Below are 18,001 nucleotides of genomic sequence, written 5' to 3' on the forward strand. Positions count from 1 at the left end.
GGTTATATAAGGGTAGTTATTTGCTTTTTTTCTCTTGAGTCTCTTATGCTATGAGGGTAAAATAGAAGGTGCAATTTAATTAATGAGGAATGAGATGTTCCAGCTCCTGTTTGTTTATGGAACGCTTATGTCTGGGTTCTCAGCTAACGTTTTTCTCTCTGACAATCAGTTTATTGGATATGGTGTTTTGTATGGTGCACGATTGTTGCATCTTGACGAGGGTTATCCTGCGGTTGTTGATGGAGATGGTAGAGTGTTTGGTGAACTGTACCAGGTGGATACTCTAACTCTGAAAGCCATAGATTTTTTTGAGGCTTTCCCGGAGAAAAGTCTTTACATAAGGACTATAAGACCTGTCAGGCTTTTGCCCTATGGCGATTTTGTTGATGCATGGGTATATATTCTGAATCCCTGCTTCATTGATAGTAAAAGTTACATTGAGATACCGGGAGGTAACTGGAGGGATTTTCTTAAGAAATTATTAATGCTATAATGTACATATACTAGAATCTTTGAAAACCTCTTGTTGATGTTTAACGATGAAAATAAAAAACGGAGAGGAGTATTTATGTTTGGTTTTCTAAAAAAATTTTTCAATGTTGAGGAAAAAAAGATAAAAACCATTGCGGAGCTTTTTGAAAAAAAATCTGAAGAAATAGAGACAGGTGAATGGATAGGTCACGCAATTGTTTCCTCAGAAGGCCTTACTATTTATTCAAAAGTGAAAAATCCTTACTATAAAATAGAGAGGCTTTTCCCTTATTGCGTTAGAATTTACGATACCATTTTAAAGTTTCATGAAAAATCCAATGCTTCTTTTAAAGATAGGCCTTTTAAATTGCCAGAAGTTGTTGCTTATAGAACCGAATCGATGGAAGAAATTTTTATTTTAAAAAGAGCTTGTTTGGATTTTGACATATATCTTATATGGATATGTGACCCGACAGCGACTTCCTCAAACTTCTCCACCGATAAGATGATGACCAAGCTTTCTTTCTGGTTAAAGTCTGTTGCCGGAGAGCTTGAAACTATTTTAGAGAAGAGGAAAGAGCGAAATGAAACTTGAAGAGATACTCTTCGGTCTTATAGGGACTGGCGGGAGCTGGCAGATTTATCTTAAGACTGCTAACGGTAAAGGTACTATTGCTGTAAAGAATGGTTCTATCGTATCTGTAAAGTATTCAGATGCAGTTGAAGACCTTGTTGGTGAAGAAGCGTTGAAAGAAATAATAAAAGAAGCAGACATTGTTCAAAGCCTCGATCTGCAGCCCCTTAAAGGTAGAGTTGATGAAAACATTGATTGTGATTTTTCGAAGCTTATGTCTATTTTTGAAAATCTTCAAATAGAGAGAGAGGCAGTTCAGGAGGTTATGGCGAACCTTTCCAAGATAAAATCCGGAGAAAAACCTTCCGTTTCAAATTTTAAAGAACTTTTAGAGACCTGTTCTCGTATTTTTTCAGAGGGTGCCATTGATGCAATCTTTCTTTTTGACAAGGACGGCGTTTTTAAAATAGAGGGTAGTGTTGAGGATATTTCAATTAACCTGAAGGATTCTTTTGATGTGTTTACAGAATCTGTGCTGGCTATTTGTGGTGATACCTTTGTGGATATGATTATTAATATGGGCGTGAAGTTTATCTACGCTGTTTACAATTTAAGTTCAGAATCGGCTATTATTGCGGTAGTAGATAGTAAAGAGAGGGCTAATTTCGAGCTTGATCAGGATGAGATTAAAGAGGCGTTTACGGAGACGCTCAAAAAGATTTAGCGGAGGTAGCTATGATTCCTTTAACAACTTACCTATTTCAGAAAGCTGTTGAAAACCCGGCTATAGACGACAACCTTGTTTTGGTAGTTAACGAAATAGCCTCTGCGGCAAAGACCATTTCAGGAAAGGTGAGGAAGGCGGCACTGCTTGACATTCTTGGTTCGGCTCAAAAAACTAACGTTCAGGGTGAAGAGGTTCAGAAACTTGACAAGCTTGCCAACGAGATTATTCTTGAAACGCTTAAATGTACGGGAAAGGCGTGCATGCTTGCCTCTGAAGAGGTTGAAGACTGCCTTGTCCTTTCGGATACCGGCTATTCCATAGCTTTTGATCCTCTTGACGGTTCTTCAAACATTGATGTTAACGTTAGCATAGGCACTATCTTTTCCATTCAGAAGGAAGATGTTAAAAAGCCGGGAAGGGAACAGATAGCGGCCGGTTACGTTATATATGGACCAAGTACGATGCTTGTCCTTGCCTTTAAAGGTTTCGTTTCTGTTTTCTGCCTTGATCCTGAAAGTGGTAACTTTATCCTTGTTAAGGATAACTTTAGAATGCCTGAAAAGGGAAAAATTTACTCAATAAACGAAGCAAACTACCACAAGTGGACAGAAGATGGCCTGAGAAAGTTTATAGATTCTCTTAAAAATCAGAAATATACTTTAAGATATGTTGGTTCAATGGTTGCCGACGTTCACAGGACGCTTTTTAAAGGCGGTATATTTATCTATCCTGCCGATGTTAAAAACAGGAATGGAAAGCTGAGACTTCTTTATGAGGCTAATCCTATGTCCTTTATAGTTGAAAATGCCGGTGGATTAGCAACGACCGGCAGAGAGCCGATACTTGATGTTGTTCCTCAGGAGCTCCATCAAAGAGTTCCTGTTATTCTTGGTAGTAGATGGGAAGTAGAAGAGTGCCTTAAATACCTGAATGGATGATGATTTGAAAAGTGTAGCTGTTATTGATATAGGTTCAAACACTATAAAACTTGCCGTTTATAGAGTTGATGTTGGGAAGAAGAAGTTTAAAGAGGTTTACAAGGAGTCGGTTTACGCCCGGCTCCTTAATTGTGTTGATGAAAGTGGCTATCTTACAGAAGAAGGCTTTTTAAAAGCACGTATTGCCCTTGAATCTTTTAAAGAGAAAATTTCTTTTTTCCAGCCGGATGAGACTATAGCTTTTGCCACTTTTGTTATAAGAGCGATAAAGAATCGTCAGGAATTTCTTGAAAGGATGAAAGACCTGTTTGACATAGAGATTCTTTCGGGAGAGGCAGAGGCTTACTATTCAACTCTTGGTGCACTTGCTGATGTTAAGTATAAAACTTTTCTCACGTTTGATATAGGCGGTGGAAGTCTTGAACTCTGCAGAATAAAAAATCGCCATATAGAAAGGTGCAAAAGTTATCTCCTTGGAACACTTGAATTTAAGGACTGCCTCTCTCAAGAAACCGGAAAGTATGATATTAAATGTATAAGAGAAAAGGTTAAAAGAGGCGTTGCGCCAGATAAAAGCCTTTTTGGAGAATCATCAAGGCTTGTCGGGATTGGCGGAAGCATAAGGGCGATAAAAAAAATAACAGGAAAAAGAAAAGTAAAAAAGAAACTTTTAAAAGATGCTGTGAAGGAAATAAAAAAATTGTCTCCTGCAGAGCTCGCCTTTAAATACAAGATTTCCATTGAGAGAACGAAAACGGTCTTAACGGCTTCCGTGGTTGCTTTGCAGATTATGGATATATTTAATTGTAAAGAGCTTGTAATTTCAAAATACGGTATCAGAGAAGGAATAATTTACGAAAGGGTGATAAAAGGTGAGAAAAGAAATAGACCTGTCAAGTCCGAAGTTACTGATAAACAGGGAGTTAAGCTGGCTTGAGTTTAATCGCAGAGTTCTTGAAGAGGCTGAAGACGAAACAAATCCACTTCTTGAAAGGCTGAAGTTTCTCGCAATATTTTTCACAAATCTTGATGAATTTTTCATGATAAGAGTTGCCGGTTTAAAGCAGCAGATTTCTGCAGGTATTAATCGTCCGTCACCTGACGGTTTGACACCGAAAGAGCAGTTAAAGAAAGTTTCTGCAAGAACTAAAAGTTTGTTAAAAAGCGTTGAGGTTCAATACAGGAAGCTTGTCAGGGAGCTTAAAGGCAATTCTATCTACTTTCACTGTTACGGAAAGCTCAACAAAACCTTAAAAAAATTTGCAGACAGATACTTTTACGAGTTTGTCTATCCTGTTTTAACACCACTTGCGGTGGACATAACCCACCCGTTTCCTCACCTTTCAAATTTAAGCTTTAACGTTATCGTTGAAATTCACGAGGAAGAGTTAAAGTTTGGTCTTGTTCCCGTGCCGAAGAATTTGCCGAGATTTATAAAACTAAAAGAGGACGATAAGGAGATTCATTACGTTCTTCTTGAAGATTTGATTATCCATCACATAGAAAGCTTATTTCCTGAACAGAATATTGCAGATGTTGCAACAATAAGGATTACAAGGGATGCTGACATCGTTATTCAGGAAGACGAAGCAGATGACCTTTTGGAAGAGGTAGAAAAGGGAATAAGAAAGAGGCGTTTTGGAAAGCCTGTTAGACTTGAGATAAACAACTGTTCTGAGTATATGCTTAATTTTTTAAAAGATGAGCTTGAACTGAACGAGGAAGATGTATTTTCACTTAACATTCCTCTTAACCTTTCCGATCTCTGGAGCGTTTACGAAACCATTGACAGGCCGGAGCTTAAGTTTCCAATATATACGCCGTTTTATCCTGGTGCTTTTAATATTGATATCTTTTCTGCTCTGAAGATGAAAGAATTTGTTCTTTTCCATCCTTACGAATCGATAGATCCTGTTGTTGAGCTTGTTGAAGAGGCGGCAGAAGATCCCAACGTTCTTGCTATTAAGCAGACTCTCTACAGGGTTGGTAAAAATTCGCCGATAGTTGAAGCCCTTAAAAAAGCTGCGCAGAACGGAAAAGAGGTGGTTGCCGTTGTTGAGATAAAGGCGAGATTTGATGAGGAGAGCAATATTACGTGGGCTAAACAGCTTGAAGAGGAGGGCGTTCATGTAGTTTATGGAATTCCGGGACTTAAAACTCACGCTAAACTTTTGATGATAGTGAGGCGGGAAGATGATACACTCAAACGTTACGTTCACATAGGAACAGGCAACTACAACGTTGCCACGGCCAAAATCTATTCAGACATTGGTTTTCTCACCACTGATCCTGTGATTGGCGAGGATGTTTCAAAGCTTTTCAACGTTATAACCGGCTACTTCCATCCGCCGGAACTTAGCAAAATTTACATGTCTCCCGTTACTCTTAAAAGAAAAATCCTTCAGCTGATAGAGAGAGAAGCGGAGGCAGGAAAAGAGGGAAGGATCGTTGCAAAGATGAACTCTCTTGTGGACCCTGAAGTTATCAGGGCGCTTTACAGGGCTTCTCAAAAAGGTGTGAAGATAGACCTTATCGTCAGGGGAATCTGTTGCCTGAAGCCGGGAATAGAAGGTGTAAGTGAAAACATAAAGGTAATAAGTATTGTGGGCAAATACCTTGAACATGCAAGAATCTTTTACTTTAAAAACGGTGGTAATGAAGAGATATACATAAGCAGTGCTGACTGGATGCCCCGGAACTTCCACCGTAGAATAGAAACGATGGTGGCAATTGAGAATTCGGAGCTTAAATCTTTCCTTAAAAAGATTCTTGAAATCCAGCTTAAAGATACGGCAAAGGTCAGGATACTTACGCCAACAGGTGATTATATCCGTCCTGAAAAGAGAGACTTTAACTCTCAGGAGTATTTTGAGAAGTGGATAAGGGAGGTTAAAGTATGAGGGAGATTTTTCTGATAAGGCATGCAAAGGCTGTTGATAGAGAAAACTGGAAAGGCGATGACTGTGACAGGCCTTTGAAGGAAAAGGGACGGAAAGAATTCAGGGCATTTGCTGAAAGGATAAAGAATCTGTTTCCGGAAAAACTTACAATTGTTTCAAGTCCCTGCGCAAGGGCACTTGAGACGGCACAGGTACTTTCCGATGTTATCGGAGCAGATGTTAAAACAACGGAGCTTCTGTTTCCCGATGCCGATGTTGACGATTACTTGAAGGTTTTGAAAAAGTTTGACGGAGATATTGCTATCGTTGCACATCAGCCTGACCTTTCCATCTTTTTAAATGAGCTTGTCTGTATAAATCCTTCCCGGATAAAGTTTAAAAAGGGTGGTGTTGTAAAGGTTGTTAAAAAGGATGGGAGGTTCTTTTTAGAGTGGTTCATGACACCTTTAGCTGTTGAAGATATTGAATGAGCGGTGAATGAAAAGGATAAAACTTTTTATAGGTAAGGGCCTTTATCCCTATCAGCTTTCTTTCCTGCTTACAGTTCCTTTCAGGAAGTTTTTCATTTCGCCTGTTGATATTGCCAGCTTTCTTGATTTGAAAGAGGATTCATCTGTTCTTGAGATAGGATGTGGTCCCGGATATTTTACATCTGAAGTAGCAAAGCGTATTGGTGATTCGGGATTTTTCTGTGCTGTTGACATTCAAAAGGAAATGGTGGAAAAGGCGAGAGATAAATTGAAAAGAATGAACGTTGATAACGTTTCTTTTAAAGTTTGTGATGCTGTTTCCCTTCTATTTCCTGAAAACAGTTTTGATATTGTGTTTTGTGTTGCCGTTTTAGGTGAGGTTCACGATAGAGAGAAACTTTTTTCTTCGGTATGGAAAGTTTTGAAGCCCGGTGGAAGATTTGTTGTCGTTGAACAATCGGGGGATCCTGATAGTTTGTCGGGAGAAGAGCTTTTAAGTTTGTCGGAAGAGAAATTTATATTGAAAGAAAAGATAAAAAGGCGGTTCTATGTTGTCTATAAATTTGTGAAGCATATAAATTAAGTGTTTTAGGATTGAAAAAGGTTATTACTCGGCCTGTAAATTTTCCAGTGTATCTGGATTTAATGTTAGGGATCTTTCTTTTTCGTTTTCCTCTTCAAATTCCACCACTTCGTAGAGTTTTTCTTCATAAATCTTCCTCACAAAGGCAGCGTTTAGTGCGTGTCCCGTTTTATAGGCTTCTATATCTGCAAGTAGAGGATGTCCAAGTATGTAGAGATCGCCAACCAGGTCAAGTGTTTTGTGCGCCACAAATTCGTTTTCCATTCTCAATCCTGTTGGGTTAAGAATATCGTACTTGTCTATCACTATCGCGTTGTCAAGGCTCCCGCCTCTTGCAAGTCCTTTTGATTTAAGCCATTCAACTTCTTCAACAAAGCAGAAGGTTCTTGCCTTTGATAGTAGTTTTTCAAAGTTTTTAAGTGAATGAACGTACTCTATTGTCTGGTAACGAACTTTTTTATACGTATGGTTGAAAGATATTGTGTTCTTTATTGATAAAACATCTGAAGGCTTTGCAGTTATGTATTTGTCTTCGTGTTTTACTTCTACGTGTTCTTTTAGCTTCAGGTACTTTCTTTTTCTGTTCTGCTTTCTTATGCCTGCGTTTTCAAACAGGTATATGTAAGGTGCGGAACTTCCGTCAAGTATCGGTACCTCTTCGCTATCAATGTATATGTAAAGGTTATCGATGCCGAAAGCAGAAAGAGCTGCAAGGAGATGTTCTACGGTTTTGACGATAACACCGTCCTTTTCAAGGTTTGTGGCATAAAAGAGCTGCGTTGTGTTTTCAGGTGAAACCTTTATTTCAGGTAGGGAAGGGATATCATTCCTGACGAAAATTATTCCCGTGTTGACGGGAGCCGGAACGATTCTTACATTTACCTTCTTTCCCGTGTGAAGGCCGATACCACTAAATGTTATTTCTCTCTCTATAGTTTGCTGGTAAATCTGCATTCTCTTATCATCTCCTTGCGTTTTTACTCCCTGAATATATAGCAATTTGCATGCCACTATTAACGGTTTTCTTTAACATAGATTAAATACCTTATTTTCATTGCCTTAACAATTCTGACATCCTTCCGGCTCCCTCTAAGTTTTTGCATTTGTGCAAAATTTCAAAATCTTACACTTATCTCTGCAGAGAAAAGTCTTTCTACTTTTCCATCTTTTTCAACAATCAGGCAGCCTTCTCTATCAATACCGAGGGCAGTTACCTTTTCTATTCCATCCTGTTTTTTAACAATTATCCTGCTGCCCGGTTTTACAATCGATAGAGATTCAAACTCCTTCGTTTCAAACGTTCCTTTTACAGTTTTATCAAAATAGTTTACGACGCTTTCCACTAAACTGAGGGTCAGCGTTTCTCTATCAAAGTCAACCTCTTCAAGTTTTAGAGAGGTTGCAGGATATTCTGTTTCTTTCAGTTCTTCTCTTGAGTGTAAAAGATTCACTCCTATCCCTACGATGATTCTGTTTCCTGAGAGTTCCGGCAGGATACCGCACACCTTTTTGCCGTTAAATAGAATATCGTTAGGCCACTTTATCCTGAAACCTTTCTTTAGAGTGTTCAACGTTTTTGCAACTGCAACGGCCGTTGATAGACTGACTATTTGAACGTTTGAGAAGTTTTTTGGCTTTTCAAATAGGAACGATACGTAAAGTCCTTTTCCCGGCGGTGATATCCACTTTCTGCCTCGCCTTCCCTTCCCGCCGGTCTGGTGATTAGCGGTAACGACAGTAATAGGTTTGTGACTTTCCCTTTTCAAATACTCATTTGTGGAATCTATCGTTTCAAGGCTTATAATCTTTATGTTCATAATTTTTACCTCTTAAGGAGGAAGTTTTGGAAGTTATAGTTACGACGGAAAAGAGACCTTCATTAGAGATTATAGAGGAAGCTAAAAAACTTGCAAGGAAGTTTGAAACTTCTTACGTAACCAGGCGCCACAATACTATCGAAAGTTTTAAAAAGCGCTATGGGAAAAATGTTCTCGTTGTAACATCAGAAGGCCTTGTTCTTCATACGCTTAAGGGCAATAAACTCTTTTTCCATCCGGGCCTTTTGAAGATACGCCTTTTAAATTACCTGAAAACAGGTAAGGAAGCAATGATTGAGGCAATGGATTTAAAAGAGGGTGATACTGTCCTTGATTGTAATCTTGGTCTTGCTCAGGATGCTGTTATTTCTGCTTTTGTTTCCGGGGAAAGGGTCGTTGGTGTAGAGAAGGATCCAGTAATAGCAGAGATTGTCAGGAGGGGACTAAAAACTTACGTACCGAAAGGTAAGCTTTCGGTTGCCGAAAGAGCTTTCAGGAGGGTTGAGGTAAACGTCGGAGATAATAGAGAATTTCTTAGAAATTTGCCGGATAAATCGTTTGATATTGTCTATTTTTCGCCGATGTTCATAAAGCCGAAATGGAAATGTGACGTTATGCAGCCTTTTAGGGAAGTTGCGGTTAAAGATTTTATTGAACCGGAAACGCTAAGAGAGGCTGAAAGGGTGGCAAGGAAAAGGGTTGTGGTAAAGATAAACAAAGGGATTAAAGATCTCTTTCCTTTTTTGAAAGATTACATTCTTCAGGAAAGCGCGACGAATGTGGAATATATTTATAAAAAAGTAGATTGATAGCGGGGGAAAACCATGGGGGATTACTTCAGAGAAAGAGAACCGCAGGTTATGAAGGATAACGTTTATCTTCTGAAGGAAGCGATGGAAAAGGCGCCTGAATTAAAAGGTGTTCCAACAGGTGTTAAGGGGCTTGATGACCTGTTCTTTACCGTTGAATGGAAAGAAGGAAAGCCTGTTAAAAAGTCCCTTGGAGGTATTCCTGAATACTGCGTCGTAAACCTGACAGGCATGCCGGATACAGGTAAGAGTTTAATTGCTGAACAGTTTACTATAAAACAGGCTTCTTTGGGACAGAAGGTTTGCTTTATTACCGTTGAAAGTCCTGCCTCTTTTGTTGCTGCTTCTCTAAAAGAGAGGTCTGCAGCAATGGGCGTTGAGTTTGAAGAAATAGAGAACAACATTATCCTTATAGATGCTGCAAGTAACTCAAGATTGAGGGATGACATTCCTACTATGCTTGATACCCTCGCCTACGTTTATAGAACCTACAAGGTTCACAGGACAGTTATAGATTCAATTACGGGACTTTTTGAGTCGAAAGAGATGCTGGCAAGGTCTGTTGTGAGAGCGTTTTTTAACTTTATGAAAAAATGGTATCAGACTGCGATATTTGTTTCCCAGAAAAGGAGCGGACACGAAGAACTTTCTGCAGAGGCTGCCGGTGGTTACGCCGTTGGGCATATTGTTGACTGCACGATGGTTCTTTCAAAAGAGATTGTTCTTTCAAAAACGAGGGCTCAGAACTATAAAGTTGAATTTGGCGATATTGTAAGGTTGTTCAGAATAGACGGTTGCAGAATGTGTGGTCACGATACACGCATTCACGTGATGAATATTACGGAACTTGGACTTGTTGAGGTGGGTCCTGCCCTTGTTGATATTATAAAAGGCAAAGCCTGATGTAACAGGTTTTTAAGGTTTCAGCCCTTTCCCTTATAAGCCCTTGACAGCTCAGTCTTCTATTCTTAAATTTTTATATAGATTGCCGCTCAATCACTTGTCCCGATTTTTAGAAAATCCTTTTTGAAGGAGGTCAATTTGAAAATACCGGGATTTTCATTTCTTGAGGAGATAGAGTCCCGATTTGGCGTTACTTTTGAGAACAAAGGTAAACTTAAAAAGATTATTGAAAAGCATCCTATGTTTATTTCCTCTTATTACGCTGAGTTGATAGACTGGAATAATCCAGACGACCCTTTGAAAAAGATAGTTTTTCCGTCAGTTGATGAACTTAACGTTTCAGGTTCCTATGACACCAGTGGTGAGAAAGAGAACACAGTAATTACAGGTCTTCAACACAAGTATCGAGAAACTGCTCTTTTGCTCGTTACAAACAGATGTGCAGGCTACTGCAGACACTGTTTCAGAAAGAGGATGGTTGGTATTCCCACGGAAGAAACGGTCAAAATCTTTGATATGGCCGTTGATTATATAAAGGAGCACGGAGAAATAACAAATGTTCTCATTTCTGGTGGTGACCCTTTAACACTTCCCACAGAAGTTATTGATTACTTTTTGAAGGAACTAAAAAAGGTTCCTCACCTGAAATTTGTAAGGATTGGAACTCGCATTCCTGTTTTTTACCCGGAAAGAATTTACGACGATAGTAAACTACTTTCTATTTTTGATAAGTTTTCAAAAGAGAAAGCCCTCTACGTTGTTACTCACTTTAACCATGAGAGGGAAGTTACCGAGGAAGCGGCACAGGCCGTTAGAGTACTGACTCGTTCAGGTGTCGTTGTCAGCAATCAGACAGTTCTTTTAAAGGGTGTTAATGATGATCCAGAAATTTTCTCTTCACTGATGAAGTCTCTTGTTTCTATAAATGTTCTCCCCTACTACGTCTTTCAGTGCCGTCCTGTTAAGAGGGTTAAAAGCCATTTTCAGGTGCCTCTTAAAGCCGGATACGAAATTATTGAAAAGGCAAAACAAAAACTTGACGGTTTTGGAAAGCGTTTTAAGTACATTATGTCCCACAAAACGGGGAAAATAGAGATAGTCGGTATAATCGGGAAAGAGATATATCTTAAATATCATCAGGCAAAGGATTACAGAAAGGTTGGAAAACTTTTCAAAAGGATTCTTACGCCCAGTGCAGGGTGGCTTGACGATTTAAAGAGACCTGAAAAAGAAAGAGAGTTTGTACTTTGAAGGGCGGCAGTGCCGCCCTTCAGCTTAACCTTTTTTGGTTTTTGCCAATTTAACTTCGCCGTCTGCGTATTCTATTCGTGGGAAGAGTATTTCAGGCTTTCCAATCTCTTTTCCAGCTTCCAATCCTCCCCACTTTGTGAATTCTTCAACAGATAATTCGGAAGCTTTCTTGCCGAGGTTTAGCATGGTTGCCATCTTTTCAGCTGATGAAGGCATATAGGGATATACAAAAGCGGTTATGAACCTTAAAGCTTCAGCCATGTTGTAGAGGACTCTGTCAAGTTCTTCTTTGCCCTCTTTGTTGAGACTCCAGGGTGCTCTTCTGTCTATATATAAGTTAACAAAGTTTATAAACTGCCATATCTCGTCTAAAGCTTTTGTGAGTTCGCCTTTAGGTATAAATTCCTTCAGTTTTTCAACTGTTGCAACTGCCTTTTTTCCAATTTTTGTGTCGAGGTCATCTTCATTTCCTGAAGGTTCTGGAATAATGCCGTTTCTGTATTTTATAATCATAGATAATGTTCTGTTGAAAAGGTTGCCAAGGTCATTTGCCAGCTCTCCGTTTATTCTTGCAACGAGCTTTGAGTATGAAAAGTCTCCGTCTAATCCGAATGTTACCTCTCTGAACATGAAGAATCTCACCTGATCAACACCGAACTTTTCAACCAATTCGTAAGGGTTAACAACATTTCCCTTTGATTTACTCATCTTTTCGCCTTCAACAGTCCACCATCCGTGAGCAAAGACCTCTTTTGGAACGTCAAGACCTGCTGACATGAGAAATGCGGGCCAATAGACGGTGTGGAATCTCAGGATGTCCTTTCCGACAAGGTGAAGGTCTGCCGGCCAGTAGCGGTTAACCCTTTCCATGTTATCAGGGTAGCCGACGGCCGTCAGGTAGTTCGTGAGGGCATCGAACCAGACATATATAACATGCTTTTCATTTACAGGCACGGGAATGCCCCACGTGAAGCTGGTTCTGCTTATAGAAAGGTCCTTTAATCCCTGCTTTACGAAGTTTATTATCTCGTTTCTTCTAAAGTCCGGCTTGATAAAATCGGGATTTTCTTCATAAAGTTTAAGCAGTTTGTCTTCATATTTTGATAGACGGAAGAAATAGGATTCCTCTTTTACCTTTTCAACCGGTCTTTTACACATAGGACAGAGGTTACCTTCAAGGAGATCTTTTTCCGTGTAGTAAGTTTCACACGGAACACAGTACCATCCTTCGTATTCGCCAAGATAAATGTCACCGTTTTCGTAGCACTTCATGAATATGTGCTGAACGGCTTTTATGTGATCTTCGTCGGTTGTTCTGATAAATCTGTTGTAGGAAATGTTTAGTTTTTCCCAGAGTTCTTTAAATCTTGGAACGAGAGAATCAACAAACTCTTTTGGTGATAATCCTTTCTTTTCAGCAGCTTTCTGAATCTTTAACCCGTGTTCGTCTGTGCCTGTGAGGAAAAAGACGTCTTTTCCGCAGAATCTTTCAAATCTTGCGATTATGTCTGCAGCTGTTGTGGTATATGCGTGTCCCAGGTGTGGAACGTCGTTAACATAATAAATAGGGGTTGTTACATAAAACTTTTCTTTCATTCTGGACTCCTCACGTCAAATTTTAGCCATACTATTTTACAATTTTATCCTGCTTTCTATTATCCTTTTCACATACTTTCCTATAATGTCAAATTCAAGGTTTACAACTGTTCCCGGCCGTTTAAACTGGAGAGTCGTTTCACTGAAGGTTGTTGGAATGACGGCAACGGAAAAGCTGTCAGGATAAAGGTCTGCAATTGTAAGACTGATGCCGTCAATGCCTATTGAGCCTTTTTTGACAACAAGATGCTTAAATTCCGGTGGAAGCTTGAACGTGAACAGATAACTTCTTTCTACCTTTTTTACGGATAAGACTTTACTTACGGTATCAACGTGTCCCTGAAGTATATGTCCTCCGAGTCGGTCGTTCACTTTCACCGCCCTTTCAAGGTTTACAGGATCGCCGGCTTTCAGGTATTTAAAAGATGTTTTATTTATCGTTTCGAAAGAGACATCAAAAGAGAGCTCGTTGTTTTTTATTTCCGTTACGGTAAGACAGATACCGTTTACCGCTATGCTGTCTCCCTCTTTTGTTTCCTCAATTACTTTTGAGCACTTTACCGTTAGTATTGCATCCTTACCTGAGCGCTTGACCTCTTTTATTTTTCCAATCTCTTCAACTATTCCTGTAAACATTTTTCTTTCTCCTCGTGGTAAAATTGCAAGACACCTTTAAATTATATCGTTTGCGGGGATAAGATTGAGAATAGCCACAATAGACATAGGAACGAACTCAACGCGCATTCTTATTGCAGAAGTGAAAGACGGCACCGTTGAGACCCTCTATAAAACAGGAAAGGTCACAAGGTTGGGACAGGGAGTTAAACAGACCGGCTATATAAGCAAAGAGAGCATGGAGAGAACGGTTGCTGCCCTTAAAGAGTTTAAGCGAAAAATAGAAGAATTCAGCGTTGAAAAGGTTGTTGCCGTTACAACGGAAGCTGCCCGTCTTGCTAAAAATGCAGATGAGTTTTTAAAGCAGGTAAAAGCTTTAGGTATTGATATTGAAATTCTTTCAGACAGAGAAGAAGCGGAGCTTGTTTATATAGCCAATGTTTCGTACTTTAAGCCTTCCGTTCCGGCTATTACAGTTGATCTTGGCGGTGGGAGTACAGAAATAGCTTATGGGAAAGGTGAAGAGCTTATCTACTATGAGAGTTTAAAGTTTGGCGTTGTCGTTCTTCTTGAAAAGTTTATAAAGAGTGCCCCGCCTGCTAAAGAAGAGCTCCTGTCCCTTGAAGTATTTATTGAAGAGCAGCTGAAAGGTTTTAAGAAAAGGGCTGGCATAGAGTTTCCCTTTGAGGTTTTTGGCGTTGGTGGTACGATTACTTCTGTTGTTGCAATGGAAGAGGCCATGACTGTTTACGATCCAGAAAAGGTTCACGGTTATCCTGTAACCTGTGAGCTTATAGATAAGTGGTATGAAAGGGTTTCTTCTGTTTCTGTTGAGGAAAGAAAGAAAATTGTCGGTCTGGAAGAAGGAAGGGCAGATGTTATAGTTCCCGGTCTTGCGTTTTTTAAAGTTTTCTGCAGAGTGTTTGGGGTAAAGAAAATAACCGTTAGTGAACTTGGGCTTTTATACGGATTAGCTTTAAAGGAGGCTAAAAGATGTCAAAAAGGATAGCGGTAATTGGAACTGGTTATGTCGGTCTTGTATCCGGTGCGTGTTTTGCCTACTTAGGACATAAAGTGATAGGACTTGATATTGACCCGTATAAGATAGAGAGGCTAAAAAAGGGGGAAGTTCCCATATACGAACCGGGTCTTGATAAAATTTTGAGGCAGGCAATAGACAATGGAAATATTGAGTTTACAACCGATTATGCTTATGCTGTTAAAAATTCAGATTTCATATTTATTGCAGTTGGCACACCGTCACGGGAGGATGGTTCGGCAGATCTTTCGTACGTTGAAAGCGCCTACAGAAGCATAGTTGAGCAAATAGAGCAAGATGATTTTAAGATTATCGTTAATAAGTCAACCGTTCCCGTAGGTACTGGAAGGTGGGCTAAAAAGTTTATAGCAGACCTTTTAAGGGAAAAGGGAATAGAAGAGCCTGAAAAACGGTTTGAGGTTGTTTCCAACCCTGAGTTTTTGAGGGAAGGCAAAGCAGTGGAAGACTTTATGAAACCTGACAGGGTCGTTGTTGGTGCCGATAACAGAGATTACGCCGGCATGGTGGCATCTCTTTATGAAAAGCTTCAGCCTGCAATGATTATTACAGACCTTCCGACTGCTGAAATGATTAAGTACGCTTCAAACTCATTTTTAGCTACGAAGATATCTTTTATCAATGAGATAGCCAACATTTGTGAAAGAGCCGGGGCTGACGTTACTGTTGTTGCAAGGGGTATGGGACTTGACCACAGAATTAGTCCACACTTTTTAAATGCCGGTTGTGGTTTTGGCGGCAGTTGTTTTCCAAAAGATGTTAAGGCTCTTGTTTATACTGCCAAGCAACTTGATGTTGAACCTGAACTTCTTGAGGCTACTCTTGATGTAAATGAGAGACAGAAGCTAATACCTGTAGAGAAGCTTAAAAAGTACTATCCTTCTCTTTCAGCTTTAACTGTTGCAGTTTGGGGGCTTGCCTTTAAGCCGGACACCGACGATATGAGGGAAGCGCCATCAATTCCAATTATCAGAAAGATTCTGTCAGAAGGTGCCACAGTTAAGGCTTACGACCCTGTTGCTATCGAAAACGCTAAAAAAGTTTTTAAAGAGGAACTACAAAAATATCCTGAAAAGCTTATATTTGTAGAGGATAAATATGAAGCACTTGATGGTGCTGATGCTCTGTTGCTTGTAACAGAGTGGTTAGAGTTTAAAGACGTTGATTTTGAAAGGTTCAGGAATAAGGTTATAATTGATGGAAGGAACCTATGGGAACCTTCCATAGTAAGAAGATACACAGAAAAGTATGAAGGTGTAGGAAAACCGTAAAAAGAGGCAGTAAATAATGAATATAACAAGCAAAAGAGATGTGTTGAAGAAACTGTACTCGCCGTTTGGGTATGCCTTTGCGAAGGCAAATGTTCATCCCAATGTTATTACGCTTGCAGCGCTGATATTGGGAACGATAGCCGCTTTTGTCTATTATAAGGGCCATCCTGTTATTGGTGCTTTTCTGCTTTTCTGTTCAGGTATTCTTGACCTGTGTGACGGTTACGTTGCCGTTAACAACAGGAAGGCAACAAAGTTTGGTGCCGTTTTTGACTGGATTGCAGATAAGTGGGTTGATGGATTTGTACTTGGCAGCGTTGCTTTAAAGTACGCAGGCAACTGGATAGCCCTGTTTGTGGTTGTTGTATCAATGCTCCACACGTTTATTAAACCTGTTGTTTATTCGGAGATCGGGTATCAGGTGAGGGAGACAGGGAAGATAAAAGATCCCCTTGAGAGCACAGGATTTTTTGGGAGACCGGAAACGTTTATAACACTCTTTATCGCTTCCATCCTTTATCCGTTTAACCACGCTGTTTTAAAGTACGGGATTGAGTTTATTGGTGTTATGAGCTTTATGTCACTTATACAGAGGATTCTTTACCTTTACAAACACTACGGAAGAGAGTACGAGGAGTAAATTATGGAAAGACCTTACGTTATGATAGTTTCTGAAGTTACTATTGATGGAAAGTTAACCCTTGATGAGGGCGTTTCAAGTAAAGAGATAATGAAGTTGATGGACGAAGAGGCAAATAGATACCTTCACGAGATAAGAGCAGAATGTGATGGTATTATGGTTGGTTCCAATACCGTTAGAATAGACAATCCAAACCTTACGGTAAGGTATGTGGAAGGTGAGAATCCCACGAGGATTATTCCCGCTTCAACTGCTGATATCCCGCTTGATTCAAACGTTTTAAACGTTGAGAAGGCACCTACAATCATTGCTGTAAGTGAGAGGGCACCTAAAGATAGGGTAGAGGCTATTAAGGCTAAAGGTGCTGATGTGATAGTTGCAGGAAAAGATAAAGTTGATTTTGTGGCACTTCTGCCAGAACTTTACAGACACGGTATTAAAAAGTTGATGGTTGAAGGTGGTTCAAAGGTTAACTGGGAACTTATTAAAAATGATCTTGTTGATGAGATAAGGCTTATTCACCTTCCTGTTGTTGTAGGCGGTGATAACGTTCCTTCCCTTGTTTCCGGTGAAGGTTTTAAAAAGCTTGAGCTTGTTAAAAAGTATGAAATTAAGAGAGTCTTTCAGTGTGGCAATCAGGTAGTAACAGAATACGTTAGAAAGTAACTTTCGGGGCTTCTGCCCCTTCTTAAGGTTTAAGGATGGTTAAATACATTTTAAAGAGGCTTCTTCACCTGATACCTCTTATCCTTGGAATGACTTTTGTTTCTTTTCTCATTATTAAACTTGCCCCTGGTGATTTTTTAACCTCTTTGAAGATGAATCCTTCCATTTCAAAAGAGACTATTGAGGCTCTTAGAAAAAGCTACGGTCTTGATCAGCCTGTTATTAAACAGTACTTCTTCTGGCTGTGGAACGCCATTCACTTTAACCTTGGGTACTCTTTTGCGTACCACAGACCTGTTATTTCTCTCATTGCCGGTAGAATTGGTAACACCCTGTCTCTTACAGTTACGGCCTTTTTTGTTACCTGGATGCTTGCTGTACCCCTTGGAATAATTGCTGCTTTTTACAGGAACAAAATTTTGGACAGAATTATAACTTCGATTTCTCTTGTAGGACTCTCAATTCCAAGTTTCTTTGTTGCGTTTCTTCTAATGTTTTTCGCTGCTAAGACAGGGCTTCTTCCTATTGGCGGTGTTGTTTCTCAAAATTACGATAAGCTCAGTTTAGCAGGAAAGATACTTGATAGATTGAAGCATATGGTGATTCCCCTTACGGCAATGGTTGTCGGCAATATTTCGGGTCTTGTTCGTTTAGTGAGGGGAACCGTGATTGATGAACTTGAGAAAGATTATGTTAAACTTGCCGTTGCGAAG

General features: G+C 39.7%; 20 protein-coding genes. 16 read left to right on the top strand and 4 right to left on the bottom strand.

The features are described from left to right. Positions 1-94: 94 nt before the first annotated feature. The 8 genes from MV676_RS08660 (at position 95) to MV676_RS08695 (ending at position 6,663) form a co-directional block, all read left to right on the top strand. Positions 95-493 (top strand): gamma-glutamylcyclotransferase family protein, encoded by a 399-nt coding sequence (locus MV676_RS08660; protein WP_297446841.1) that lies wholly within the window; start codon positions 95-97, stop codon positions 491-493. Between the two features lie 75 nt (positions 494-568). Then, entirely contained in the window at positions 569-1,066 is a 498-nt protein-coding gene (locus tag MV676_RS08665) for a hypothetical protein (protein ID WP_022846979.1), read from the top strand. After that, positions 1,056-1,769, top strand: coding sequence for a hypothetical protein (locus MV676_RS08670; protein WP_022846978.1), 714 nt, complete (start codon positions 1,056-1,058; stop codon positions 1,767-1,769). The genes MV676_RS08665 and MV676_RS08670 overlap by 11 nt, the downstream gene beginning before the upstream one ends. An 11-nt stretch (positions 1,770-1,780) precedes the next feature. Beyond that, on the top strand, positions 1,781-2,710 hold the full coding sequence (gene fbp / locus MV676_RS08675; protein WP_297446846.1) for a class 1 fructose-bisphosphatase: 930 nt from the start codon (positions 1,781-1,783) through the stop codon (positions 2,708-2,710). A gap of 4 nt (positions 2,711-2,714) precedes the next feature. Further along, a complete protein-coding gene (locus tag MV676_RS08680) occupies positions 2,715-3,647 on the top strand; it encodes a phosphatase (RefSeq protein ID WP_297446848.1) in 933 nt (310 codons plus the stop codon). Then, complete coding sequence (gene ppk1, locus MV676_RS08685) at positions 3,583-5,610, top strand: polyphosphate kinase 1 (RefSeq protein WP_297446852.1); 2,028 nt, start codon at positions 3,583-3,585, stop codon at positions 5,608-5,610. The genes MV676_RS08680 and ppk1 overlap by 65 nt, the downstream gene beginning before the upstream one ends. Beyond that, complete coding sequence (gene sixA / locus MV676_RS08690) at positions 5,607-6,080, top strand: phosphohistidine phosphatase SixA (RefSeq protein ID WP_297446855.1); 474 nt, start codon at positions 5,607-5,609, stop codon at positions 6,078-6,080. Before ppk1 ends, sixA begins: the two co-directional genes overlap by 4 nt. A 7-nt stretch (positions 6,081-6,087) precedes the next feature. Further along, positions 6,088-6,663, top strand: a complete 576-nt coding sequence (locus tag MV676_RS08695; RefSeq protein WP_297446857.1) for a class I SAM-dependent methyltransferase — start codon at positions 6,088-6,090, stop codon at positions 6,661-6,663. Positions 6,664-6,687: 24 nt separating this feature from the next. Here the strand turns inward: MV676_RS08695 and lpxC are convergent, their stop codons facing one another. Next, positions 6,688-7,617: a UDP-3-O-acyl-N-acetylglucosamine deacetylase gene (lpxC, locus tag MV676_RS08700; protein WP_022846973.1), complete on the bottom strand. Its 930-nt coding sequence runs from the start codon at positions 7,615-7,617 to the stop codon at positions 6,688-6,690. A 161-nt stretch (positions 7,618-7,778) separates the two neighbouring features. After that, positions 7,779-8,480 carry a biotin--[acetyl-CoA-carboxylase] ligase gene (locus MV676_RS08705; RefSeq protein WP_022846972.1) on the bottom strand — a complete coding sequence of 234 codons (702 nt, stop codon included), beginning with the start codon at positions 8,478-8,480 and terminating at the stop codon, positions 7,779-7,781. A 26-nt stretch (positions 8,481-8,506) separates the two neighbouring features. Between MV676_RS08705 and MV676_RS08710 the strand changes: the two genes are divergently transcribed. The 3 genes from MV676_RS08710 to MV676_RS08720 all read left to right on the top strand — a co-directional run bounded on the left by MV676_RS08710 (position 8,507) and on the right by MV676_RS08720 (position 11,443). Then, a complete protein-coding gene (locus tag MV676_RS08710) occupies positions 8,507-9,289 on the top strand; it encodes a class I SAM-dependent methyltransferase (RefSeq protein ID WP_022846971.1) in 783 nt (260 codons plus the stop codon). Between the two features lie 15 nt (positions 9,290-9,304). Beyond that, positions 9,305-10,192: a KaiC domain-containing protein gene (locus tag MV676_RS08715; protein WP_022846970.1), complete on the top strand. Its 888-nt coding sequence runs from the start codon at positions 9,305-9,307 to the stop codon at positions 10,190-10,192. Positions 10,193-10,330: 138 nt separating this feature from the next. Then, the gene (locus MV676_RS08720; RefSeq protein ID WP_297446864.1) at positions 10,331-11,443 is read left to right on the top strand and encodes a KamA family radical SAM protein; all 1,113 of its coding nucleotides are present in this window, start codon (positions 10,331-10,333) and stop codon (positions 11,441-11,443) included. Between the two features lie 24 nt (positions 11,444-11,467). On the opposite strand, the gene metG is transcribed toward MV676_RS08720, so the two are convergent. Continuing rightward, positions 11,468-13,039, bottom strand: a complete 1,572-nt coding sequence (gene metG / locus MV676_RS08725) for a methionine--tRNA ligase (protein ID WP_297446867.1) — start codon at positions 13,037-13,039, stop codon at positions 11,468-11,470. Positions 13,040-13,075: 36 nt separating this feature from the next. Beyond that, on the bottom strand, positions 13,076-13,675 hold the full coding sequence (locus tag MV676_RS08730) for a riboflavin synthase (RefSeq protein ID WP_297446869.1): 600 nt from the start codon (positions 13,673-13,675) through the stop codon (positions 13,076-13,078). A 64-nt stretch (positions 13,676-13,739) separates the two neighbouring features. On the opposite strand from MV676_RS08730, the gene MV676_RS08735 reads away from it, so the two are divergent. From MV676_RS08735 to MV676_RS08755, 5 genes are all read left to right on the top strand, one after another. Beyond that, positions 13,740-14,663, top strand: a complete 924-nt coding sequence (locus MV676_RS08735) for a Ppx/GppA phosphatase family protein (RefSeq protein WP_297446872.1) — start codon at positions 13,740-13,742, stop codon at positions 14,661-14,663. Beyond that, positions 14,648-15,982, top strand: coding sequence for a UDP-glucose/GDP-mannose dehydrogenase family protein (locus MV676_RS08740; protein ID WP_297446875.1), 1,335 nt, complete (start codon positions 14,648-14,650; stop codon positions 15,980-15,982). The genes MV676_RS08735 and MV676_RS08740 overlap by 16 nt, the downstream gene beginning before the upstream one ends. Before the next feature lie 16 nt (positions 15,983-15,998). Then, a complete protein-coding gene (locus MV676_RS08745) occupies positions 15,999-16,622 on the top strand; it encodes a CDP-alcohol phosphatidyltransferase family protein (RefSeq protein ID WP_297446878.1) in 624 nt (207 codons plus the stop codon). 3 nt (positions 16,623-16,625) lie between these two features. Beyond that, positions 16,626-17,288, top strand: coding sequence for a dihydrofolate reductase family protein (locus MV676_RS08750; protein ID WP_022846963.1), 663 nt, complete (start codon positions 16,626-16,628; stop codon positions 17,286-17,288). 35 nt (positions 17,289-17,323) lie between these two features. Next, the coding region (locus tag MV676_RS08755; RefSeq protein ID WP_297446880.1) for an ABC transporter permease at positions 17,324-18,001 on the top strand (678 nt) is incomplete at its 3' end.

This window comes from Desulfurobacterium sp. (assembly GCF_027028515.1).
GTDB lineage: Bacteria > Aquificota > Aquificia > Desulfurobacteriales > Desulfurobacteriaceae > Desulfurobacterium_A.

Bases quoted from the DNA above. Each gene is read 5' to 3' on its own strand.
- metG (WP_297446867.1), bottom strand. From the start codon at position 13,039: ATGAAAGAAAAGTTTTATGTAACAACCCCTATTTATTATGTTAACGAC.
- MV676_RS08745 (WP_297446878.1), top strand. From the start codon at position 15,999: ATGAATATAACAAGCAAAAGAGATGTGTTGAAGAAACTGTACTCGCCG.
- MV676_RS08670 (WP_022846978.1), top strand. From the start codon at position 1,056: ATGAAACTTGAAGAGATACTCTTCGGTCTTATAGGGACTGGCGGGAGC.
- MV676_RS08740 (WP_297446875.1), top strand. From the start codon at position 14,648: ATGTCAAAAAGGATAGCGGTAATTGGAACTGGTTATGTCGGTCTTGTA.
- MV676_RS08665 (WP_022846979.1), top strand. From the start codon at position 569: ATGTTTGGTTTTCTAAAAAAATTTTTCAATGTTGAGGAAAAAAAGATA.
- MV676_RS08730 (WP_297446869.1), bottom strand. From the start codon at position 13,675: ATGTTTACAGGAATAGTTGAAGAGATTGGAAAAATAAAAGAGGTCAAG.
- sixA (WP_297446855.1), top strand. From the start codon at position 5,607: ATGAGGGAGATTTTTCTGATAAGGCATGCAAAGGCTGTTGATAGAGAA.
- lpxC (WP_022846973.1), bottom strand. From the start codon at position 7,617: ATGCAGATTTACCAGCAAACTATAGAGAGAGAAATAACATTTAGTGGT.
- MV676_RS08660 (WP_297446841.1), top strand. From the start codon at position 95: ATGTTCCAGCTCCTGTTTGTTTATGGAACGCTTATGTCTGGGTTCTCA.
- MV676_RS08695 (WP_297446857.1), top strand. From the start codon at position 6,088: ATGAAAAGGATAAAACTTTTTATAGGTAAGGGCCTTTATCCCTATCAG.
- fbp (WP_297446846.1), top strand. From the start codon at position 1,781: ATGATTCCTTTAACAACTTACCTATTTCAGAAAGCTGTTGAAAACCCG.
- MV676_RS08750 (WP_022846963.1), top strand. From the start codon at position 16,626: ATGGAAAGACCTTACGTTATGATAGTTTCTGAAGTTACTATTGATGGA.
- MV676_RS08715 (WP_022846970.1), top strand. From the start codon at position 9,305: ATGGGGGATTACTTCAGAGAAAGAGAACCGCAGGTTATGAAGGATAAC.
- MV676_RS08705 (WP_022846972.1), bottom strand. From the start codon at position 8,480: ATGAACATAAAGATTATAAGCCTTGAAACGATAGATTCCACAAATGAG.